Consider the following 22,883-nt stretch of genomic DNA (forward strand, 5'->3'; position numbering starts at 1 on the left):
AAGTTAACTATTTATCTCTATATTTTTTTATTCTTTATAGAAAGTTTAGTGTTTGCATTAATCTTATCTATCTCATCCATATAAGCCTCAACCACAATTTGTCTATCAAATTCTTTATCAACCTTAGCCCTACCAGTTAACCCCATCTGTTTTTTCTCTTCATAGCTTAGTTTTAAAAACTTCTCAATCTTATCTATTAAATCTTTACTATTCTGTTGCTCCACAATAAATCCATTAAATCCATCATCAACTACTTCTCTGCATCCACTTCTATCAGTTGTAATAATTGGTCTACCACATGCTGAACTTTCAAGAAGAACATTTGACATTCCTTCGGGATAATATGTTGGATGTATTGTACAATGAGTTTTAGCTAATATTTTTCGTACATCTCTTTGCATACTATGATATGTAACAATTCCTTGCTCTTGTAGTTCTTCTAATATATCTTCATATGCTTCTTCAGAAAATCCACATATATGGAATCTTGTATTTGGATATTTATTTCTAATAAACTGTGCTGCTTCTATATATTGATCTATTCCTTTTTCCTTCATTATTCTTGAAATAAAAACAAATTCTACAGTTTCATCAGTTGGATAATCTAAAACACTAAAGTGTTCTAAATTAACACCTGAGCCTGGAATCAATCTATGTTTGTCCACCGCAAGATTTTTATCTATAAAAAACTGTCTATTTTCATTGTTCTGAAAAAACAAACATTTAATTTTCTTAAATGCAATTCTATAGAGAATCATCGTTATATTCTGCATTAATCCCTTATGCTCAACTGCTGTACCTAAACCAGTAATATTAGCTATGTATGGAACTTTTAATATTCTACATGCCATTCCACCATAAATGTTAGGCTTAATTGTATATGATAAAACCACATCTGGTTTAATTTCTTTTATAATTTTCTTATAGTAATTTAGTAATTTTAATTCTTCTATTACATTTGTACCGTGCCGAGCAATCTTTGCTTCGATATGCTTACATCCAATTACTACTAAATCATCAATACGTTCACCATATGGTGAGGAAATATATACTTCATATCCATCTTTTAAAAGTCGCTCTACCAGTTCTTTTCTAAAATTATAAATTACCACATCATGATTAACTAATATTAGAACTTTTTTCATGCTGCAACACTACCCTTTCAGTTTCTACTTCAGTCACCCTAACCGCTTCCTTCAAATCTCTAACTCTATACTCAACCTTATACTCACTCATACTCTTCTCATAAACCAAATTACCAAATGCCTTATTAATTTGTCCTACAAAATTACCAATTAATCTCAAAGCAGGATTAAATACTCTCGTAAGCACTATCCTCTTACCATGAACCCCAGCAATTAATTTAACTAGCTCACTTGTTCCAACATACTCATCATTTTGAGGGTAAAATACTCCATTTTCTTCATTAACGATCATAAGTTTAATAAATTCACAAAGGTTATCTATATGAAGCATACTTCTTTCATTCTTAATATCAGGAAATATTGGTAACTTCTGAGCCATCTTAGCAAGTTTAGGATAATTACCTTTTGAGCCTTTTCCAAATATCATAGGTGGTCTTATAACTACTACATCGAAATTATCGTCTTGTAATGGAAGTATTCCTTCTTCAGCTTGTAGCTTACTTATGCCATAGAAGTTTGAAGGGGTAGGTACTGTATTTTTATCAATAACACGTTTTTTATTAATATGACTACTATCACCATAAACAATAATGCTACTCATAAAAATAAACTGCTTAACACCTTCATTTTTTGCTTTTTTAGCAACTTCTATAGTAAGATCTCTATTAACTTTATAATATAACTCTTCCATTTTAGGATCTGTAGAAACATGAGCTATCCCTGCAACATGAAACACTACATCAAATTCTGAAAAATCTTTATTACTCCAAGTTCCATCTATCATGTCAACTGTTTCAACTTTATAGGCATCTGGCCATTGCTTTACCCACTTCTCAAAGCTTGTACCAATATAACTATTTGCTCCAGTAATAAGTATTTTCTTCATTTTATAACCACCTTCTTTCTATTACATATAGTTAATTAGTTTTACTAACTTACTAAATGCTTATTTCATCTTTTCTTTGACTTGCTTCTATTTGTATCTTTTTCCCTTCAACTATACCTTCCGCTCTTAGAACTTTAAAAAATGTCATAAATGTTATTTTCATATCTAATTTGAAAGATTTATTTTCTAAGTAATATTTATCTAACTCTGTTTTTTGGAAATCATCGTTATGGTCTCTGCCATTTATTTGTGCCCATCCTGTTATTCCTGGAAGTAGTGCATGTACACCTGCTTTTGTTCTAAGTTCTTTTAGGTTGTATTGATTGTATAGTGCTGGTCTTGGTCCAACAAATCTCATATCGCCTTTGATTATATTTATTAGTTGTGGAACTTCATCTAAGCTTGTTTTTCTTAATATTTTTCCAACAGTAGTTAAGTAATTTTGTGAATTTCCTAGCTTGTCTGTTGCTAGATTTGGAGTTCCAACCTTCATTGTTCTAAATTTATAAAGTTTAAATAAATTGTTATTTTTACCAATTCTCATTTGAGTAAAAAATACTGGTCCTTTTGAATTTAGTTTTATTAGAATTGCTACTATAACAACTATTGGTGAAAATATTATTAATAATATAAAACTAATTACAACATCAAAAATCCTACTCATAATCCCTCTATTCCCCTCTTTAATTTCTAAAAAGCATATCTATTTTTTAGAAAACGTATCCTTCTTTTAAAAAGTATTTCTCCTTTAATACGCTTCCTGATTTAACACAAGCTGCTGCACCCACTGTTGATAATTCTCCTACTTTCACCATACTTCTAACAACTGCACCTGATGAAATATGAACACCATCTGATATTTTACAGTCGTGATCTATGGTTGAATTAATGTTTATAATGCAACCTTTTCCTATAGTTGTATTTACATTTACTACAGCATTAGCTAAAATAATTGATCCTAAAGCTATATTGCTATATTTGCTTACTGATGCCTTTGGATGAATAATAATTGGCACTTTAAAGCCTACCTTTATAAGTTTATCTATAAGTTCTAATCTTTTTTCATTGTTTCCAATAGCAACAAATGCATATTTATAACTATTTAACAGCTTGTTGTATTCGTTAATTTTCCCAATAATTTGAAAATTGCAAATATTATTTATATATTCTCTATCATCAAGAAATGATATTTTATTGTATTTCATTTCAAGTTCAGCAGCTTCAGCTACAACTTTTCCATGGCCTCCAGCACCTAATATTAATAAATTTTCCATAAAAACATCACACTCTTTCTACCATAAGCCCTATACTTTTTTTATCCATCTACTGCAACTTCATCTAATTGCTTTCTAACATAAGTTGGAACTATTTCTTCAACTTTTAAAATTAGCTTTTGAATATTATTTTCTTCAATAATATTATGTAAATCTTTCATTGAATTTTTTAATTCATTTATATCGCTAAAGATTGGCTTACCAATAAATATTTTTTCATGTTTTGTATTTGTTAAGCCTTCTTCACTCATTAAAAGTTCTTCATATAGTTTTTCTCCTGGTCTAAGTCCTGTTACTTTAATTTTTATATCTTCATTTGGTTCAAATCCTGAGAGTGTTATTAAATCACATGCTAAGTCATATATTTTAACTGGCTTACCCATATCTAAAACAAATATTTCTCCACCTTTTGCAAAGGCACCAGCTTGAAGTACTAGTTGCGTAGCTTCTGGTATTGTCATAAAGAATCTAGTTATATTTTTATCTGTTACTGTAACTGGTCCTCCATGTGCTATTTGTTTTTTAAATAGTGGTATAACTGAACCATTACTTCCCAAAACATTTCCGAATCTTACTGCTACAAATTGTGTGGAGCTTATTTCATCCATAGATTGGACAATCATTTCGCACATTCTTTTTGTAGCTCCCATAATATTTGTTGGGTTTACAGCTTTATCTGTGGATATTAGTACAAATCTTTTTGCTTTAAATTTATTTGCACATTCTGCTACATTAAAGGTTCCAAATACATTGTTTTTAATGGCTTCAATTGGACTATCTTCCATAAGTGGAACATGTTTATGTGCTGCTGCATGGAAGATTACTTCTGGATTGTATTCTTCAAATATATGCTCTAATCTTTTTTTATCTCTTACTGATCCAATTAACACTTTTAAGTTTAGCTTTGGATATTTATATCTAAGTTCATTTTGTATGTCATAAGCATTATTTTCGTAAATATCAAAGATAATAAGGCTTTTAGGATTAAATCTAGCAACTTGTCTGCATAATTCTGACCCTATTGAGCCTCCCCCTCCAGTTATCAAAACACACTGTCCATCTATATATTCTGATATTCCTTTCATATCTAGTTCTATAGGCTTTCTTCCAAGTAAATCTTCAATATCAACATCTCTAATTTGATTTAAAGCTACTTTTCCATCAATAACTTCATAAAGGTTTGGAACTATTTGAACTTTGCACCCTGTTTCTTTACATATATTTAAAATTTCTTTTTTATCATTTTCATCAATAGCTGCAATTGTTATTATTATATTTTCTATGTTCTTTTCTTTAGCTATTTTAGGAATATCTTTTCTTGTTCCTAGTACTTTTACTCCTAATATACTTTTTCCTACTTTATTTTTATCATCATCAACTAAAGCTATTGGAGAATATTTGCATTGTTTGCTGTTTTTCATTTCTTTTATAACTAAGGTTGCAGCCTCTCCAGCACCAATTATCCTAGCTCTTTTTAATTGATTTTTATTGGCATTGTAATCGAGTATATTGGTAAATCTATTGTAGATTCTAAAGGATATTCTAAATCCAAATATGAAAAGTATGCTAAAAGCACAGGAAATTATGCTTACTCCATAAGCAAAACCATAAGACATAATACTAGTTGCTGCTATTGTTAATAAATTTGCAGTTAAACAAGCACCTATAGCTAACATAAATTCGTCTATGCTGGCATAACTCCAAATACTTTCATATAGCTTAAATATATAAAAGCAAACTATATATATAATTGTTACTATTATTGCTATTTCTTTATAATTTGATGATAATTCCCTAAATGTACTGTAGTTATACCTAAAATACATAGCTAATATATAAGATAAATTTATAAGTACTGCATCTATTAGTATTAATATTGATTTTCTATACTTACCTAAATCTTTAATATGTCACACCCCCTTTATTACCATAAGCATTTCAAAACAATTGAGTTTATTCTCTTATTGATTTATATTATTTTTCTAGAAATAACTTATCCTTTTCTTATAAAGCTAAATAGTCCTTTTTTTTCTTTAATTAATTCTCCAGTAAATTTAATTTCTTCATTATTTAAAAGCTTTTCTCCAAATTTCTTTAGTTCTTTCACATAGTTTTTGTCTGTTTTTTTTATTATTTCTAATCCTTTAGTCATATCTGTTGTTCTTTTTTCATCTCTATGAGCATCGGAGCCTATAAAGTTATATATTTTATTTTTTATAAATATTTCTGCTGTTTTTTTGACTTCTGACCCAAAATCTCCAGTTATACTTCCTGTATTAAGTTGAAATAAGAAGCCTTCTTCTATAAATTTATTTACTAATATATTCTTTTTTATAAATATATGGTAACGTTCAGGATGTGCAATCACTGGTACTATCCCCTTAAGCTTTAATTCATAAAGGTTTTCTAAAACCTCTGAAATAGAAAAGTTTTTCATATTAAATTCTATAAGCATATATCTTGAATTGTTTATTGTTCCTATATATCCATTTTCATAGTTTTCTAATATATTACTTGTGTAGTAAACTTCTTGTCCTTGATATATTTCTATATCTAAATTATTTTCTTTAGCAAGAACCTTAACTTTCTCTATTTTCTCTTTAACTTCTTCATAAGTAGTTTCATAATGTCCTGGTATATAATGTGGAGTGGAAACTATTTTTTTAGTTCCACTTTCCACAGCTATTTTTAACATATTAAGAGTCATTTCTTTTGATTTTGAACCATCATCTATATCCCATATTAAGTGTGAATGTATATCTACCATACACTCACCTACTTTTCACCATAGTAGTAATAATATTTATTTCTACTATTATCTACACTATTTAAAACTGTTCCAATTATATTAGCATTAACTTTTCTAAGTAATCCAATTGCATTTTGAAGTGAATCTTTTTTAGTTTTTTCTGCTTTAACTACTAATATAGTTCCATCTGCCTTTGTTGAAAGTATTTGAGAATCTGTAACAGCTTGTACAGGTGGAGTATCTAATATAATGTAATCAAATTCTTCCTTTAATGTTTCTAAAAGTTTAGTCATAGCTTTAGAGCCTAGCATTTCTGATGGATTTGGTGGTATTTTTCCTGATGTTAATACAAACATATTTTGATTATATCTATGAACTGCTGTTGTTATTTTTTCTTTTCCTATTAATACATCTGACAAACCATTTGAATTAGAAATTTTAAACTTCTTATGAATTGATGGTTTTCTTAAATCACAATCTATTAAAATAACTTTTTTTTCACCTTGAGCAAAGCTAAGTGCAAGGTTTCCTGCTGTTGTTGACTTACCTTCTCCTTGTTCTGAACTTGTTATTACAATTACTTTATATTTCTCATCAAAGGAGGAATATTGCAAATTAGTTCTTAGTGTTCTATAACTTTCTGAAGCAATTGCTTTTGGCTTTTTTTCTACTATAAACATGTTTTTCCTCCTTATATTTCATCTATAGTTGGAATTACTCCAATTACAGGTATATCTAATTCTCTCTCTAATTGTTCCTTTGTTTTAAAGGTGTTATCTAAGAATTCTAATAATAAAACTAACCCTACACTTACCATTAATCCTAGTAAAAATGCTATTGCAATATTCATTAATTTATTAGGACTTACTGGCTTTTTAGGAAATTCCACTTCTTCTATAATCTTTATATTTCCATTTGGAACTAACTCTTTTGATGTAGTAATAAATTCATCTGTAATAGCTCCAATTAAATCTGCAGCTTCTTTAGGATCTTTACTTTTAAACTTTATTTGTAATATTTGTGTATCTGCTACAGGTACTACAGTTAAATTAGAAAGTACTGACTCTGGCTTTAAGTCGACTTTAGCTTCCTTTGTAGCTTTAGAAATTAAATCCTTTGTCTTTATAGCTTCTGAATATGTCTTCATAAGTTTTTGATACATTAATACATCATTTTGGTTATAGCTTTGATTTTCTCCTTCTTCTTTCCCTATAAAAACCTTTGTGCTTGCCTCATATTGTGGCTTAATTATAAAAAAGCTTAATATAGCTGAAGCTAATATTGCTACTAATGTTATTATTGCTATAAATCTCCATCTTTTCTTAAGAGCCTCTAAAATCTCATCAATACGTATTACTTCTTCATTCAACTTAATCTACTCCTTCAATCTGTAAGTTAATTTCTTTTAAGATTATATCATCTAATTAAAGATTAATTACGCTGAAAAATTACATTTTACTACTTGTTCATATTTAAAAACCTATTATTCGACATATATATTTCATTTAATAAACCTTTCTTAAATTTAGATTTTATTTTTGGTAAAAATTCATTTTTTATTAAAAATATTCTCGAAATTCCAAGTAATAATTTTGTCGAATTCACTAAATATAACTCTATAAACTTTATGTAAATAAATTAAGATAAATTTTACAGATTATTAGCAATATTTTCTACATTTGTAGTAAAAATCTAAATAAAAAAAAGACAATAGATAGATTTACTTTTAAAAATCTATCTACTGTCTTTTCTACTTGTCATTAAATATATATTCATACATGGAATTTTTAACATTTTCTATATCAAATGTTAAATAATAAACTCCATTAATCATTTGTCCTTCGCCTTGTCCATCTCTAGGAAATCTCTCTTGATTTATTCCCCCTGATACAAGACCTGCAAAATCTGTACCTAATTTTAATAACTCCATAGAAGACATATTAGTTTTAACATAAGGTAAAAATTCACTTATAAAAGATGGGTAGTTAGAAACTTGTGTATTTTTAAGCTTATTAAAAATACCTTCAATAACTACTCTTTGTCTTTCTGTTCTCTTATAGTCTCCCCCTGTGGCATATCTTATTCTTGAATAAGCTAAGGCTTGAGTTCCAGTTAAATTATATTTTCCTGGTGACGATATTCCACTTACATGACTTACCTCTTCATCTGTTATATTAATTTCTACTCCTCCAATTTTATCTATTATATTAGGTAGAGAAGTAAAATTAACAGCCATAAAATCCTTAATATTTAAATTGAAATTTTTATTTATAGTTTTAATAGATAACTCTGGTCCACCAAAAGCATAGGCATGATTTATTTTATCCATACCTCTACCATCAATATCCACATATGAATCCCTCATAATAGAAGTTAACTTAATTTTATTATGTGTACTATCTAAAGTTAAAATCATAATGGCATCTGATCTTCCTACTTCACCATCTGGTGCATCTATTCCAAATAATGCAATATTCTTAATTTCTCCATGCTTTTTCTCTAGCTCTGGCTCTATTCCTAATTCTTCTGGAGTAGACTCAATTTTTACCTGATCCACTTTTCCAAGTAAATTATGAACATAAAAATATCCACCTGCTACTGCTATTACTAGAAATAATATGATTCCTATAGCTATCTTTTTACCAACAGATACTTTCTTTTTATTTTTATCTCTTCTAGACATATGTATCTCCCCATTAAATATATCAACCTATTAAGTTTTATATGAAAATTAGTCTTCTAAACCTTATATAGTAAATTGATACTTTTCATTATATATTAAGCTCTTTTTTATAAAAGTCTTTTAAAAGATTTTTAGCTTCATCATTCATATGTAAACCATCTGTTGTATATTCAAACTTAAGTTTATTATTAACACAAACAACTTCATTTGGATTTATTATAGTTATATTTTTTTCCTTAGCTAATTTATCTAAATATTTATTTAATTCTATAATATCTTCATTATCTACTTCTGCTCTAAATATAGTATAAATTATTTTTGAAAGTGTAACTTTAATATTTTTATCCAATAAATTTGAAATTAGTTTTTCAAATTTATCCTTTATTGATTCTATACTATATTTTGTTATTAAATCATTAACTCCTAGTGTAACTAAAGCTTCATCAAAATTTCTATTACTAAGAATTAAATCTATATTTTCATAAACTGTATGTAGTGTGATTCCACCTACTGAAATATTACTAAATCCATTTAAATTGATTTTCTCCATTCTAGAATCACCAATTATTAATTTATTATGTAAAAGTTCATTGCTAAAATTAATGTATTTTTCTTTATAAAAACTTTTGTTATCTATTTCTCTTTTTTTATAATCAAAATAAATACTTCCAACAGCTCTGATAAAATCATCTTTATCGTCTACATCAATGGATTCTCTTTTATCCATAATAAAAGCTTTTGTATTTTTAGTAAAAAAACTTTTATTTTCTATATATTCTTTCTTCTTGCTAATATAAATAGCTCCATTACTATAATAATGCTTCTCTGCCGCCTGTCTTCTATATCCATTGTCTACTCCGATCATATCCGCTGGACATCCATCTTCACCTATTTTTGAAAATAGCTTTAATGCTTTATCAGATTGAGAAAAGCTTACTAAATTATCACAATCACTATTTATAAAATCCTCATATGCCTTTATAATAGTTTCTCCAGTTCTCAATGGAGAGGTTGGTTGACATAATACAAAATTTATATTATCATCAAAATCTTTAAAGAAATCCTCTAAGACATCAAATGTTGTAGATTCGTCTGTTGCTAACTTCGGATCTCTTAACACTACTTTTATAGGTCTATTAGCTTCAAGTATCTCTTTGTATTCTAAAGAATCTGTTGAAACATATATATTTTCATTCTTAAATAATCCTGATTCTATTGCAGCATCAATAGTATGAAAAATTAATGGCTTTCCTGCAAGGTATAACATATTTTTACTCTTTAATCCCTTTGACCCTGCTCTAGCTGGGATAATACATATTAAATTCTCAATGGCTTTTTCCATATGTTCCTCCTTAATACTACTTTATTTTTTTTACAGGTACTCCTACATAGGTACCACTTTTATGTAAAGATTTCACAACAACTCCACCGGCTCCTATAGTTGTCCATTTAGGTATTTCTATTAGCTGTATTACTACACTTTTACTTCCTATATAATTTCCTTCTCCTAAAACGCAATATCCATTAATAGTAGCTCCAGGTGATATATTACAATGTTTTCCTATAATGGTATGATGTTCTACTACTGCATTTGTGTTAACTATACAATTATCATTTAGTTGTACTTTAGCACCTATAAAACTTCCATGTCCTAAAAATATTCCTTTTCCTTTTATACTTTCAGGTGTTAATACAATTGCATTTTTGCTTATTACATTAATTAATTTATCATAATGCTTTTCTGCTACCATATCAAAAATCTCTTTACGTTTTTCATTATCTCCAATTGTAATTAAAACACAATCAACTTCTTTTTTATCTAGAAAATTAATAACATCTTTAATTTTTCCTAATACTGGATACCCATCTCTTTCCTTATTATCCTTATCATCAAAATAACCAATAAACTTATATTCAAGTAAATCTACCATTGGCAAAACGGCATCTGAATGACTTCCAGCACCTATAAATGCTAATCTCTTCATTTTTCCAACTCCAATCAATTTATCTTTTAATAAGATATTTTCTTTTGAGTAAGCTTATTATTAATATCAAATTCTGATAATATTTTAGCTATTCTTTCCCCTGTTTTTCCATCTCCATATGGATTTTCACAGCTATTTACCATTTCTATAAATTCTTTATTATATAGAGCTATTTCTATTGCAGATTTTATCTTATTTTTATCATAAGTTACATTTATTATGTTTGTAGACTGTTGTCTTCCATCTTGTCTTGTACCTATATTTATTACAGGTAAATTATAAGATGGAGCTTCCATTATTCCACTACTTGAATTTCCAATCATTAGGTCTGCATACTTTAATAAATTTAGATAATCTTCAAAATTAATATTTTTGTATGTAGTTAAAAAGTTAAGATTTTCATATCTGTTAATTACAGATATCATTTCTCTTCCACCAGCATCAGCATTAGGATAAATTAATATTGTTTGTTCTTCTATTTCCTTTATTGCTTCCATTGTTTTAACCATTTGTTCTTCTGATTCATCTCTTTGAGTTGTAACTGGATGTTGTGCTACTATTATTAATTTTTTAGAAGTATCCAATTTGAATTTTTTGAATATTTCTTCTTTTGTATTGTATTCTCTATTTAATATTGAATCTAACCCTGGAGAGCCAACGTTAAATACATTTTCACTTATTTCTCCTAATTTTAATATTCTTTCTTTACTCTCTTCTGTTGCTGCAAAATGTATATGTGAAAATTTCGTTATAGCATGTCTAATTGATTCATCAATTGTCCCTGTTACTTCCCCACCATGTATATGTGCAACTGGTATGTTCATATGTGCACCAATAATAGCTCCTGCTAAATCTTCATCTCTATCTCCAAGGATCAGTATTACATCTGGATTAATATTTTCTATTGCTTGTGTCATACCAATTAATCCAAGACCTAATGTCTTACACATCCCTGCTCCTGTATCATTAGAAAGATGCATATCAACTCTAGCATCTATAGTATATCCGTCATTTTCTATCTCCTGTACTGTATATCCAAATTCCGGAACTAAATGCATACCTGTAACTATTAACTTTAATTCTAGCTTAGGATGTTTTATTATTTCATTCATTACAGTTTTTAGTCTTCCATAATTGGCTCTAGTTCCTGTTATTACACATATTTTTCTCATAATAACTCCTTAAATCATATCTATTGTAACAATAGAATCTTCTTTTATATCTACTTTAGCTTCTCTTCCTATAACTAAGTCTAGATATTTAGGCTTTATTCCTCCACCTGGTCTTTTTACTGTTACCATATCCTTTGTTATTATAGTTCCCTTCTTTATTTCTTTTAAAGCTACTATACTTTTTTGCGCCACATGTTTTACTTCTAATTCAGATTTATTAGGTTTTTTTATTGGTGAACCTAATGCCCTTTCAACAGCTCTTATTCCATCAACTAATTCCTTTAACTCTTTAGGTTCTAATGATGCACTATGATCTGGCCCTGGTAAACTTCTATCTAAAGTAAAATGCTTTTCTATTATTACAGCACCTCTTGCTACGGCTGCTATAGATACTGCTGTACCCATAGTGTGATCTGAATATCCTGTAGGTAATTGGAATGCTGTCATCATTGTATTCATTGCTTTTAAATTAACATCATCTTCATTTGTTGGATAATTAGATGTACAGTGCATTAAAATTATTTTCTCGTTTCCTTCACTTCTAATAGCTTCTAAAGCATCTTCAATTTCTCCTAACGTTGACATTCCTGCTGAAAGAATTATTGGTAATCCTTTTTTAGCTATTTTTTGTAGCATAGGTATATTAGTTATATCTCCTGATCCTACCTTATATGCTTTTATTCCTAAATCATATAAAAAATCTACACTTTCATCATCAAAAGGTGTAGCAAAAGCCTCTATTCCCTTAAACTTTGCATAATTATATAGCTCTTGCAAGCTATTTTCTGAAAGCTCCAACCTTTTTAACATATCAAACTGTGATTCTGATGCGTCTGTCGTCACTTCTTGATATTTTGCTTTTGGTGCTCTTTTAGTAACTAATGCTTCTGTTTTAAACTTTTGGAATTTTATAGCGTCTACCCCTGCTTCACTCGCTCTATCTATAAGCTCTTTAACTAAATCCATATTCCCATTATGATTTACCCCTAATTCAGCAACTATATATGTAGGATTTCCTTTTCCTATTTTTTTATTTCCTATTGTAACCATATTAAAATTCACCTTCCTATCTATTGCTTAATACTTAACTATATATAATGCTTTATATACTCTCTAAAAATTCAAATCCTAATCTAATTTTATTTTTAGCAAAGTTAACCCCATTTATAGAACATGATGTTACAGTAATAATATTCTCAACCTTAACATCACTATTAAAATTAAATATTTCTATTGGTATTTCTTTTGTAATACTTAATACATTTTTAAAATTATATATAGTATTATCTCTTGGATGTGGTTTTATAATAACTACACTATCTTCATTAGAAAATTTACTCGCAATATATCTATATATCTCAATTTGTTTTTTTTCACTCTTAACTAAATTATCTTTATATAAAGGTTGCGTAAGTATTAGGTTAATATTTGGGCTTTTCTTTAAAGTATCAATTGTTCTTATATTATCAATAAATATATTATAAATAAACTTTTTATCCTCTTCAGTTAATTGTTCCACAAGATTCTCTCTTGGTAATTCTACAACTTTATTTTTAGGTATTTTTAGTTCCTTTAAACTATTAACTTCAATAGATTTAGCATATTTAGATTGGCCAAAGGGTAATATATTTAAATCAAAAAAGTTTAATATTTTTCCCTTTATACTTTTATCTATATTAGCTTGCTTATCTATAATAGTTAAAGAATCTAAACCATCCTCAATTAGGTTATACTTTATTTTTCCTGTTATTAAATAATATCCTACTTTAGTCCAATCATTGAATATATAAATCTCATCATATTCATTGTAGTTAAAATTTATATGATTATATACTCTTTTATATATTTCTTTATTTTTACTTAATTTCTTTAATAAATTATTAGAAGCTATATTAATATCTATATTTTTTTCTTCTATAACTTGTACATTATTAAATCTTTTTGTTTCTAATAACTTTTTCTTCAATTCATCATATTTAGGTATACTATCAATTAATATTATATCTATTACATTATTCTTTTTTATTTCTTTTAATAGCATTATGTAAACATGGTATACAGTATGACATATATATAATTTTTTCATATATCCTCCTAGATTGAATACTATTTCTTATTTAATTTACTCTTTACAACATTTATAATGTATAATCTCTCTAACTTATCAAATAAGAAGAAATAATTTATTATACTACCAATAATAGTGCATACTGCACCACTTAGTATAAATTTAATCCAGCTATATGAGTTAATATTTATTGATATAACTTCAAAAACTACTATAACTATTATTGATGAAATCATATATCTAATAATAGTTCCATAAAAAGTCTTCATAGAAACCCCTAAACATTTTGCAGAATACATAGGTGTAAATGTTAAGTTTCTAATTAATGCAGTAGTTGTACTTACTCCTGCTACTGCTAATATACCTAAATTGGTAGTTTTAATTAATATAAAAACTATTATTGTATTCAATAATCCATTTGCTAAAATTACAAATGAATTTACTTTTAATTTATTTGTTAAGCTAAACACTCCAAACAGTGTATTTACACCTCCACTAACAACCAATCCATAAATTGTAAATATAGATGCTTTTTGTATTAACTCAATATTTTCTCCCGGTACCCATAGTGAATAAAACATCATTCCAAATGTTATTGTAAAACCTAATGCAATATTAGTAAAAAAACCTGATATTTTCATAGAAATTTTAATATCTTTAATTAATTCCTTAATATTTCCTTTAGCATAATGTATAGTAAGTTGAGGTGAAAATACTTGTGTTATTGTCACCAACAAATTACCTATAGCTGATGGAACTGTCTTTGCGATAGCTAAAATCCCCATAGATGCCGAATCTATAAATAGATTGGTAATCAATAAATCTATTCCATCAGTTAATATTTGTCCTAATTTTATAATAACATGCCATATACCTGATAAAATTAATTCTTTTAATGAATAAAAATCAAAATATTTTTTCTGTATGTTTATTTGAGGTAATAATACCTTTTTATAATGTATGTTATATACACTTATAAATATTGTACATATTAGAGAAGATAATCCTAAATACCATACAGATGGTTTTAAAACAGAAAACATAACTATTAATATAATTACTTTTAAAATATTAGATTGTATATCTCTTATAGAAGATAAGTCTAGTCTATTTTTAACAAATGTAGCTATACTAAATGTTGCTGTAATTAAACTTACTAAAAAGTTAGCAAATATAAATATCCATAATAATTGAACATCTTTTAATATTCCTTGCGGTATATTTATTATCCTATTCATAAATACTATTACCAATATAGATGGAATTAACATAGTAATAGCCATTAGAGTATTAGCTATAACTACTGATGTAAAGTATTTATTTGCTCCTTCATTATCATTTTGATGTATTTTTATTGTAATAAATCTACCAGCCATTGAATTTAAAGCTAAAGTAACTAATTGAGCATAACTTACAAAATTATTTGCTAATCCTACAAAGCCATATGCCTCTTTTCCTACAGTTCTTATTATATATGGGGATAGAAAAAAGTTTATCCCCATAGTTACAATAAATGATATTATATTAGCTAGCATATTTATTGCTAATCTTTTTTTATTCATTTTATCCTCCTAATTTGAGAAAAAAAGTATACTAATACTTTATATAATTCAGGAGAAAATTTAAATATTAAAATTTGAATTTTATTCTTACTATACATATTAATATAATCATATTTCATTTTTGCTAAGTCATTATTTAATTTTTCCATAACTTGAAATTTATTATCTATATTGCTTTCTTTAACTTTATAATAAAATTTAATTAAAATTGAAACTTTGGTTGCTACAGTTTGTTTATATAAATAGTTTAAATTATTACTTTTAAAAAAGTTAATTCTATTATCCAAAGCCTCTAAATAATCTAATCTTGTAATATTAAATTCCCTATTCATTATACTATTAGGAGTTTGTCTATAATATATTAGTTCCTTCTCTATATATGAAATTTTATTTGCTTTATATAGTATAATAGGTGTTAAAAACTCATCTTCATGTATTTTTCCTTTTGGATATCTTAAGTCATTAAATATTTCTCTTTTATATAATTTATTCCAAGCAACTATAATTTGAATATAATTTTTATCATATATTTGTTTCATAGCATCTATGTTAGAATATACTATTTCCTTATATGAATTATTTAATTTTTCTTCTTCATTATGACAATATTTAAAATTGCAAATTGATATATCTGAATTATATTTTGTTGAAAGTTTATATAATGTATCGTATAATTCCTTATCTACCCAATCATCACTATCTAAAAAAGCTATATAATCTCCTTTAGCCACATCTAAACCTGCATTTCTAGCTTCAGATAGTCCACCATTTTTCTTATGTATAACTCTTATCCTATCATCCTTTAATTTATACTTATCACATATTTCTCCAGATATATCTGTTGAGCCATCATTAACTAATATAATTTCTAAATCCCTATATGTTTGATTTATAATAGAATCTATACATTTAGATAAATACTTCTGAACATTATATACTGGAACTATAACTGTAATCACAACTTCACCTCATTTTAAAACTATACTTTTGCAATATATTTAAAATCATATTTTTTATACTTTTCTCTTAATTTTACATCCCTGCAATATTCCAACAAAAAGCCATAATATATAACACTTTATTCCGGGTCCAAATGGAGCAAGCTCTTCAAATAATCCATTTAAAATTATAACTGCCCATATTATGAATAATATAATTCTTATATTTGAACATTTTTTTTCATTCTTAGCTTTTATAAAATCTACTAATGGTAATAAAGACATAATAAATATCGGAATAGAGCCTATAATACCATATGACATAAGACTTGCTAATGGAAATGCCTCTAAATAAAATGATCCTCTTCCAATTAAAGGATTTTCTACAAAAAGATCTTTAAAAATATTTAAATGCTCTTGTCTTCCTGATGAAATAGCATCAATACCATATTTAGCTCTATTATTAAGAAAAATATTAAAAATTAAATAATCTAATAAATTCGTATACTTATTAATAAAGAAGATAGAGATAATAACAATAAATATTGTTATTATTTTATGTTTTAATTTTAATTTCAAAAAAAAATATATAAATACTAATATAAGTCCAACAAGTGCTGCTCTACTTTTTATAATTACTAACATTATAGAAAAGTAAACTATTAATATATTTGTCCATAAATTTTTTTTAAATTTATGGACAAATATTAATAAAATTATAGATAGTAAAAACACCATACTTATGCTATTTTTTTGAACAACAATTGTATCCATTGAATTAATCCAATTAACACCCATAAAATAGTTTATATATATCAATAAGCTAAGTATAAAACTACTATAAATGTACCATTTAAAATAAAATCTCAATTTGTTTTCGTTAATATTTATCCCAATATATGAACCAATAAATATAATAAAAATACATAAATTAATTGGATAAACAAATCGTGAAAAAACATAATTTTTATCTGTTATAATCTCTAAAAATAAAATATATACATCAAAACTACATATACATGCTATATATTTGATAATTCCTCTATTAACTATTCTATTTTTAAATATCAATACTAAAAATAATAATATCCAAAGCATTCTAGTAATAATATTTACTAATTCTATTGAGGTAAAAAAAGGATAATAAGTTATATTTGAATAGAAAATAACCATTGCTAAAAATATGTCTGTTTTACTATTTTTTGTATTGTAAAATTCACTTATTTTCATAATATATCCCTTCAATTAATTTATTTGTATTTTTTTTCTAATTTTTCTATATATCGATTCAAATTTATATCTTATAAAAAATAAAATAGTATAAACTAAATTGAATATTTTTACATTTTTGATCTTACACATTATTAAAAATAATTTTGTAATAACTCCAAATTTACCATCATATAATCTTATATATTTTTGAAGTTTTTCATCATCTAATATTCTCTTTATACTTATTTCTTTTTGTTTTTTACTCATACAACAATTACTTCTATATAAATTGGGTACACATGTTGCAATATAATCTATATAAGATCTAGCATATAGCATTTCATATTTTCCATAATTCATACTATAAAATTCATAAAGATTATATCTTGCTATGTTACATTTATTAACCATCTCTATTAAGTTTTCTCTATAGGTATTTACTAGTGATACTTCATCTCTTCTAACGTAATGATAAATAATATCTTTTAATAGTAATAACCCTCTTATATTTTTTATATATTCACAATTAAATACTAAATCTTCTCCTGTATTCAATTTCTCATTGAACAAAATATTTTTCTCTTTTAATATTCTTCTTCTATATATTTTAGATACATTTACATTTAGTAATGCATTATAATCTAATTCATAAATTCCATCTTTTATTTCATTACTTTTTATATATTCTTTATTTTCCGGCAGACTAATATTAACAAAGTAATTATCTTTTAAATATTCAATTACGAAACCACATGCTACTAAATCAATATTATCATTTATATTATTTATAAGAGTACTAATATAATTTGAATCAATATAATCATCAGAATCAACAAAAACTATCCATTCTCCTCTAGCTTTTTCAATTCCCATATTTTTAGCTGATGAAGTTCCACCATTTTCTTTATTAAATACCTTAATATAGTTATATTTATTATCATATTCTTTACATATTTTATATGAAGAGTCTTTACTTCCATCATTTATTAAAAGTACTTCGTAATTATCAAAATTTTGATTTATTAATGACTGTACACATTTCTCAAGATATTTTTCACTGTTATATATTGGAACAATTATACTAACTAAAATATCATTATTTTTATCATTATTCATATTTTTCACCTATATATTTTTTGAAATTCTCAATATCTATTTTTGAAGAATTTTCTATAGAATATTTTTTTATTTTATTTATATTATTTTTTCCCATATTATATCTTAAATTTTCATTAACAATTAATTCCCTTAATGCTGATTCTATTCTATTCGAATTATTTATTGGTACTATAAATCCATTTTCTTCATTTTTAATCATACTAATCCCAGCTAGACACTTATCTGTTGTAATAATAGGTAATCCATACGACATAGCCTCACCTATTACAAGGCCCCATATATCATATCTTGTTGGTAATACAAATATATCACTTGCACAATAATATTCTTTTAATAACTCCTTATTACAAAAATTAATAAAATGTACCTTATCTTCAATTCCTGTTAATAACTCACTATACTCTTCATTTTCATTACCTCCAATTATTAATACCTGAATATCTTCTTTAATATTTTTAATTGAGTTAAGTAAAATATCAAATCCTTTTCTATGCTCATATCTACCTACGGAAACTATTGTAACTTTGTTCTCTAACCCAAGCTTCTTTTTATAAATATTTTTATCTATATATTTTATTGGGAATTTTAATATATCTTCTTTATGTACATAAGAAAAGTAATGTCTATATATTTTATTTACATCTGCTCCATAGTGTTCTAAATATTTATCTGTAAATTTTGATGTACTAAGATAATTACTAGGAGATGATATTATTATTTTTTTAAAAAATCTTTTTAATTTATTTTCTTTTTTATTTATAAATCCTCCATCAACAGATAATATATATTTTCTTTTAAGTAATTTTAATAATATAATTAATATTACTTGGGCAATAAAACCATACCCATCAATTATTAATACATCTACTTTCTCTTTTAATATTTTTTTATAATTAAATAACTTGACTTTCCTTAATATATTTATTGATATATCTTCACATTTATCTATATTCGGAGTAAAGTTTGTATATTTACTATTTACAATCTTTTCATATTCATTAATATGATATACAGTTATATCTGCATACTTGGATAATTCATTTACCCATTCCATACGAAATGGAGCTAAATTTTGAGTTATTAGCATAATTTTCAATAGTTATCACTCCTATATTTAATTTCTATATTCACCCATTTTACCTTTTCTAGCATCACAAATTCCTCTATATATCATTTTAAATCTTTCAATTTTTTTATTCTCATAAAGAAATATTTTTGTTACAATATATAATAAATTTACATTTGAAAAATTTTTATATTCTTTATTATACTTATTAATTAAATAAAAATGATTTCTAAATAAATAATATGTACGTACAGGTTTGTCAAATAATGGATGAACTTTTTTCATTAAAAAATTTTTTTCTCGAGAATTACCTTGCCTTTGATATATAATTGAATCACTTAATCTAATTATTTTTAATCCCAAATTTTTAAACTGCATTCCTATATCTATATCAATATGCTCGATAAATAATTTTTCATCAAACTTATTAGTTAACTTAAAATTCTCAGTTTTCATAATACTTCCTGAAGTCATTACCCAATTACAAATTTTATTTTTGTTATCCTTAATTATTGTGTAACTTTTATTTTCTGGATATAAAAGACAAACATTTGGAGCAACAATTGCATATTCATTATTAGAATTTTCAATGAAATTTTTCATCTTCTTTACTGCATTTTCTTTAAAATAAGAATCTTGATCAACTGTTAATATATAATCACAATTATCATTTATTGCATTATTACAACCTATATTTAATGCTATCGCTAATCCTTTATTATTATCTAATGATAAATATTTACACTTTTTATTTTCTTTTATACATCTAATTAACTCTGTATTTATATTGTTAGAATTATCTATTACATATAGAATATCTAATTCATCTATATAAGTTTTTATATTCTTTAATACCGAGTTATCTGGATTATATAATACGACAACTCCACCATATTTTTTATTTTCCATTTCTCACCTCTTAAACTTTTCATGAAATTAAATTTTTTTAAATATCTTATAAAAAATTTTAGGATTAATATAAAGAATACTTACTAAAATTCTTATCTTAATATCTGGAAATCTAAGTAGTTGCTTTACAATTTTCTTATAATTTAACTTATTAATCATATCTAGATAATCATTATAATTTTGAACTTGTTTTGTAAAAGAATGAATACATCCAAATTCTATCCTTGGTTGTAGATATTTAAATATATTAATATATTCTGGATATACTTTTTTTAACTTACTTAATATCCTATTCATCTCTTTTTGTAAAATTAGTACCTTATTTATATTTTGATTAGTCATTAAAGAATTAGATCTTATCAAATATTTATAGTCTTTTGAATTAATATGTCCTATTTGAGTTAGTATTGGAAATAATCTCCACATAAATTGTACATCTTCACCATATTTTAATTCTTCATTAAAGTATAATGAATTATTTTCTAAAAATGCCCTCCTAATAAGTAATGTACAACAATGAATCTTATACTTTCTTATTAGAGCCCCTTTTAATAAGTCTTTTATTTCTATTACTTCATTTTTATAAGTTTTTTTATTTATTCCATAGCGATTTTCTATTTTAGTTTCTTCAAAATCACAAAAACATACATCTAACTTATTTTCAATTATATATTCATACTGATTCTTCAAAAAGTTTTTTGAAATTATGTCATCTGAATCAATAAAACATATAAATTCACCTTCGGCCTCCCTTATTCCAGCATTTCTCGCTGCAGGTAACCCTAAATTATTTTGATTTATTATTTTATAAGCTCCATCATATGTTTTTAATATTTCATCAATAATCTCCATAGAAGCATCTTTAGTCCCATCATTTACAATAATTATTTCAAAATCATTAAAATTTTGTTCACAAACTGATTTTAGAGACTCTTCAATATATGCTTCAACATTATATATTGGAATAATTACACTAACCTTTGGCATATTATCGACCTCCTGTTATTAGACTATAAAATCTAGAAACTTTTTCTCTACATAAATTTCCTAAACATAATATAATTGCAATTGTAATTATAGGCATAAATAGAAAATCAATTAAAGCCATAAAAGCACTTTTACCAAAAATAATTAAAAAAAGTTTCTCTAATGTCTCTTGCAATAAGTAATGTCCACAATATACTAAAAAGCTCATTTTCATATACTTATTCACTGAATATTTTGATAAATTCAAAATATCAAAAGCATACCATCCACTTAAAGAATATGGAATAAAATATAAAATCCCAAAATTAATTGAATCAGTAACATGAAAAGAATAATTTATTGCAGTCAAAAAAATAAATAACACTAAAGATACTATGGATTTTCTCTTAGTAATTCTATTTGTAAATAGTTTTTTACTATGAATTCCAAAGTAACCTCCAATTGTATAAAATATAGTTGAATACAATATTGAAAATTCATCATAAGGATGAAAAATCCAAGTGAAAATTAAAATTAAAAATAATATTATACCTCCAATTTTATATTTTAAAAATGAGTAAATTAAAGGTGATATAGCTACTATTATAATTAAATTCTTCACATACCATAATGGTGTTTCTGAACCATCTATAAGAAAACCTAACCAACTAATAAATGAAAGTTCTTTATTATTGCTATTCATTGCTGATTTAAGTTGTGGTATACTTATTAACAATACTAAATATATCCACATTATACTTTGCCAAAAAATATATGGTATTACCAATTTTCTAAATCTATTTTTATATTTATCTACAGTTTTACTATAATTATAATTTTTAAAGAAATTAAATCCTGAAATTATTAAAAATGATGTTACTGCAACACGTGATATACAAAAATGTAAATATTCAATATTAAATACAAATTTACCTAAAAATCCATATTCTGTTCTAATTGGGTATACTTTATAGTTTAATGCATGTATATATACAACCATTATTGTTAGAATAACTGAATACATTGTACATTTTTTACTATAGTATTTCCAATCTATCATACCTTCACCCCTCTATATAAATACTTTTTAAACTATATATCTAACTAATAGTTTCAAATGTTCTATCAAATTATATCTTTATCTTTTTA

22 protein-coding genes are annotated in these 22,883 nt (G+C 25.4%); all 22 read right to left on the reverse strand.

Translation table 11 applies throughout. The features are described from left to right. Window positions 1-17 precede the first annotated feature (17 nt). The gene (locus ACYQ1T_RS03425) at window positions 18-1,145 is read right to left on the reverse strand and encodes a glycosyltransferase family 4 protein (protein WP_459831800.1); all 1,128 of its coding nucleotides are present in this window, start codon (window positions 1,143-1,145) and stop codon (window positions 18-20) included. Further along, window positions 1,120-2,031 (reverse strand): NAD-dependent epimerase/dehydratase family protein, encoded by a 912-nt coding sequence (locus tag ACYQ1T_RS03430; protein ID WP_459831802.1) that lies wholly within the window; start codon window positions 2,029-2,031, stop codon window positions 1,120-1,122. Before ACYQ1T_RS03430 ends, ACYQ1T_RS03425 begins: the two co-directional genes overlap by 26 nt. A 52-nt stretch (window positions 2,032-2,083) precedes the next feature. Next, window positions 2,084-2,695, reverse strand: coding sequence for a sugar transferase (locus ACYQ1T_RS03435; RefSeq protein WP_459831804.1), 612 nt, complete (start codon window positions 2,693-2,695; stop codon window positions 2,084-2,086). Window positions 2,696-2,741: 46 nt separating this feature from the next. Then, window positions 2,742-3,305, reverse strand: a complete 564-nt coding sequence (locus tag ACYQ1T_RS03440; protein ID WP_459831806.1) for a NeuD/PglB/VioB family sugar acetyltransferase — start codon at window positions 3,303-3,305, stop codon at window positions 2,742-2,744. Window positions 3,306-3,346: 41 nt separating this feature from the next. Beyond that, window positions 3,347-5,131, reverse strand: a complete 1,785-nt coding sequence (locus tag ACYQ1T_RS03445; RefSeq protein WP_459831808.1) for a polysaccharide biosynthesis protein — start codon at window positions 5,129-5,131, stop codon at window positions 3,347-3,349. 167 nt (window positions 5,132-5,298) lie between these two features. Then, on the reverse strand, window positions 5,299-6,072 hold the full coding sequence (locus ACYQ1T_RS03450) for a tyrosine-protein phosphatase (protein WP_459831811.1): 774 nt from the start codon (window positions 6,070-6,072) through the stop codon (window positions 5,299-5,301). 8 nt (window positions 6,073-6,080) lie between these two features. After that, window positions 6,081-6,734 (reverse strand): CpsD/CapB family tyrosine-protein kinase, encoded by a 654-nt coding sequence (locus tag ACYQ1T_RS03455; protein ID WP_459831814.1) that lies wholly within the window; start codon window positions 6,732-6,734, stop codon window positions 6,081-6,083. Window positions 6,735-6,745: 11 nt separating this feature from the next. Continuing rightward, the gene (locus ACYQ1T_RS03460) at window positions 6,746-7,423 is read right to left on the reverse strand and encodes a YveK family protein (RefSeq protein ID WP_459831817.1); all 678 of its coding nucleotides are present in this window, start codon (window positions 7,421-7,423) and stop codon (window positions 6,746-6,748) included. A 381-nt stretch (window positions 7,424-7,804) separates the two neighbouring features. Continuing rightward, window positions 7,805-8,737, reverse strand: coding sequence for an LCP family protein (locus tag ACYQ1T_RS03465; RefSeq protein ID WP_459831819.1), 933 nt, complete (start codon window positions 8,735-8,737; stop codon window positions 7,805-7,807). Between the two features lie 88 nt (window positions 8,738-8,825). After that, window positions 8,826-10,079: a cytidylyltransferase domain-containing protein gene (locus tag ACYQ1T_RS03470; RefSeq protein ID WP_459831821.1), complete on the reverse strand. Its 1,254-nt coding sequence runs from the start codon at window positions 10,077-10,079 to the stop codon at window positions 8,826-8,828. Between the two features lie 16 nt (window positions 10,080-10,095). After that, a complete protein-coding gene (locus ACYQ1T_RS03475; RefSeq protein ID WP_459831824.1) occupies window positions 10,096-10,722 on the reverse strand; it encodes an acetyltransferase in 627 nt (208 codons plus the stop codon). A 26-nt stretch (window positions 10,723-10,748) separates the two neighbouring features. Then, window positions 10,749-11,894 (reverse strand): UDP-N-acetylglucosamine 2-epimerase, encoded by a 1,146-nt coding sequence (neuC, locus tag ACYQ1T_RS03480; RefSeq protein WP_459831827.1) that lies wholly within the window; start codon window positions 11,892-11,894, stop codon window positions 10,749-10,751. 9 nt (window positions 11,895-11,903) lie between these two features. Next, a complete protein-coding gene (gene neuB / locus ACYQ1T_RS03485; RefSeq protein ID WP_459831830.1) occupies window positions 11,904-12,944 on the reverse strand; it encodes an N-acetylneuraminate synthase in 1,041 nt (346 codons plus the stop codon). A gap of 52 nt (window positions 12,945-12,996) precedes the next feature. Next, window positions 12,997-13,980, reverse strand: coding sequence for a polysialyltransferase family glycosyltransferase (locus ACYQ1T_RS03490; protein ID WP_459831832.1), 984 nt, complete (start codon window positions 13,978-13,980; stop codon window positions 12,997-12,999). A 20-nt stretch (window positions 13,981-14,000) separates the two neighbouring features. After that, window positions 14,001-15,524 carry a lipopolysaccharide biosynthesis protein gene (locus tag ACYQ1T_RS03495; protein ID WP_459831834.1) on the reverse strand — a complete coding sequence of 508 codons (1,524 nt, stop codon included), beginning with the start codon at window positions 15,522-15,524 and terminating at the stop codon, window positions 14,001-14,003. Continuing rightward, complete coding sequence (locus ACYQ1T_RS03500) at window positions 15,521-16,483, reverse strand: glycosyltransferase family 2 protein (protein ID WP_459831836.1); 963 nt, start codon at window positions 16,481-16,483, stop codon at window positions 15,521-15,523. The genes ACYQ1T_RS03495 and ACYQ1T_RS03500 overlap by 4 nt, the downstream gene beginning before the upstream one ends. Window positions 16,484-16,537: 54 nt before the next feature. Further along, window positions 16,538-17,692 (reverse strand): O-antigen ligase family protein, encoded by a 1,155-nt coding sequence (locus ACYQ1T_RS03505; RefSeq protein ID WP_459831838.1) that lies wholly within the window; start codon window positions 17,690-17,692, stop codon window positions 16,538-16,540. A gap of 15 nt (window positions 17,693-17,707) precedes the next feature. Next, window positions 17,708-18,790 carry a glycosyltransferase family 2 protein gene (locus tag ACYQ1T_RS03510; protein WP_459831840.1) on the reverse strand — a complete coding sequence of 361 codons (1,083 nt, stop codon included), beginning with the start codon at window positions 18,788-18,790 and terminating at the stop codon, window positions 17,708-17,710. After that, window positions 18,783-19,880: a glycosyltransferase family 4 protein gene (locus ACYQ1T_RS03515; RefSeq protein WP_459836439.1), complete on the reverse strand. Its 1,098-nt coding sequence runs from the start codon at window positions 19,878-19,880 to the stop codon at window positions 18,783-18,785. Before ACYQ1T_RS03515 ends, ACYQ1T_RS03510 begins: the two co-directional genes overlap by 8 nt. Window positions 19,881-19,907: 27 nt before the next feature. Then, the gene (locus ACYQ1T_RS03520) at window positions 19,908-20,768 is read right to left on the reverse strand and encodes a glycosyltransferase (RefSeq protein ID WP_459831842.1); all 861 of its coding nucleotides are present in this window, start codon (window positions 20,766-20,768) and stop codon (window positions 19,908-19,910) included. A gap of 27 nt (window positions 20,769-20,795) precedes the next feature. Further along, entirely contained in the window at window positions 20,796-21,755 is a 960-nt protein-coding gene (locus tag ACYQ1T_RS03525; protein ID WP_459831845.1) for a glycosyltransferase family 2 protein, read from the reverse strand. Between the two features lies 1 nt (window position 21,756). Beyond that, on the reverse strand, window positions 21,757-22,794 hold the full coding sequence (locus ACYQ1T_RS03530) for an acyltransferase family protein (RefSeq protein WP_459831847.1): 1,038 nt from the start codon (window positions 22,792-22,794) through the stop codon (window positions 21,757-21,759). Window positions 22,795-22,883 lie beyond the last annotated feature (89 nt).

Source organism: Clostridium carnis (assembly GCF_054657435.1).

What these genes read in the sequence shown, in the direction of transcription:
- ACYQ1T_RS03435 (WP_459831804.1), bottom strand. Translation starts at nt 2,695, where the DNA reads ATGAGTAGGATTTTTGATGTTGTAATTAGTTTTATATTATTAATAATA.
- ACYQ1T_RS03530 (WP_459831847.1), bottom strand. Translation starts at nt 22,794, where the DNA reads ATGATAGATTGGAAATACTATAGTAAAAAATGTACAATGTATTCAGTT.
- ACYQ1T_RS03510 (WP_459831840.1), bottom strand. Translation starts at nt 18,790, where the DNA reads ATGAATAATGATAAAAATAATGATATTTTAGTTAGTATAATTGTTCCA.
- ACYQ1T_RS03445 (WP_459831808.1), bottom strand. Translation starts at nt 5,131, where the DNA reads ATGTATTTTAGGTATAACTACAGTACATTTAGGGAATTATCATCAAAT.
- ACYQ1T_RS03440 (WP_459831806.1), bottom strand. Translation starts at nt 3,305, where the DNA reads ATGGAAAATTTATTAATATTAGGTGCTGGAGGCCATGGAAAAGTTGTA.
- ACYQ1T_RS03505 (WP_459831838.1), bottom strand. Translation starts at nt 17,692, where the DNA reads ATGAAAATAAGTGAATTTTACAATACAAAAAATAGTAAAACAGACATA.
- ACYQ1T_RS03525 (WP_459831845.1), bottom strand. Translation starts at nt 21,755, where the DNA reads ATGCCAAAGGTTAGTGTAATTATTCCAATATATAATGTTGAAGCATAT.
- ACYQ1T_RS03425 (WP_459831800.1), bottom strand. Translation starts at nt 1,145, where the DNA reads ATGAAAAAAGTTCTAATATTAGTTAATCATGATGTGGTAATTTATAAT.
- ACYQ1T_RS03430 (WP_459831802.1), bottom strand. Translation starts at nt 2,031, where the DNA reads ATGAAGAAAATACTTATTACTGGAGCAAATAGTTATATTGGTACAAGC.
- ACYQ1T_RS03450 (WP_459831811.1), bottom strand. Translation starts at nt 6,072, where the DNA reads ATGGTAGATATACATTCACACTTAATATGGGATATAGATGATGGTTCA.
- ACYQ1T_RS03455 (WP_459831814.1), bottom strand. Translation starts at nt 6,734, where the DNA reads ATGTTTATAGTAGAAAAAAAGCCAAAAGCAATTGCTTCAGAAAGTTAT.
- ACYQ1T_RS03470 (WP_459831821.1), bottom strand. Translation starts at nt 10,079, where the DNA reads ATGGAAAAAGCCATTGAGAATTTAATATGTATTATCCCAGCTAGAGCA.
- ACYQ1T_RS03520 (WP_459831842.1), bottom strand. Translation starts at nt 20,768, where the DNA reads ATGGAAAATAAAAAATATGGTGGAGTTGTCGTATTATATAATCCAGAT.
- ACYQ1T_RS03475 (WP_459831824.1), bottom strand. Translation starts at nt 10,722, where the DNA reads ATGAAGAGATTAGCATTTATAGGTGCTGGAAGTCATTCAGATGCCGTT.
- ACYQ1T_RS03465 (WP_459831819.1), bottom strand. Translation starts at nt 8,737, where the DNA reads ATGTCTAGAAGAGATAAAAATAAAAAGAAAGTATCTGTTGGTAAAAAG.
- ACYQ1T_RS03490 (WP_459831832.1), bottom strand. Translation starts at nt 13,980, where the DNA reads ATGAAAAAATTATATATATGTCATACTGTATACCATGTTTACATAATG.
- neuC (WP_459831827.1), bottom strand. Translation starts at nt 11,894, where the DNA reads ATGAGAAAAATATGTGTAATAACAGGAACTAGAGCCAATTATGGAAGA.
- neuB (WP_459831830.1), bottom strand. Translation starts at nt 12,944, where the DNA reads ATGGTTACAATAGGAAATAAAAAAATAGGAAAAGGAAATCCTACATAT.
- ACYQ1T_RS03515 (WP_459836439.1), bottom strand. Translation starts at nt 19,880, where the DNA reads ATGCTAATAACTCAAAATTTAGCTCCATTTCGTATGGAATGGGTAAAT.
- ACYQ1T_RS03495 (WP_459831834.1), bottom strand. Translation starts at nt 15,524, where the DNA reads ATGAATAAAAAAAGATTAGCAATAAATATGCTAGCTAATATAATATCA.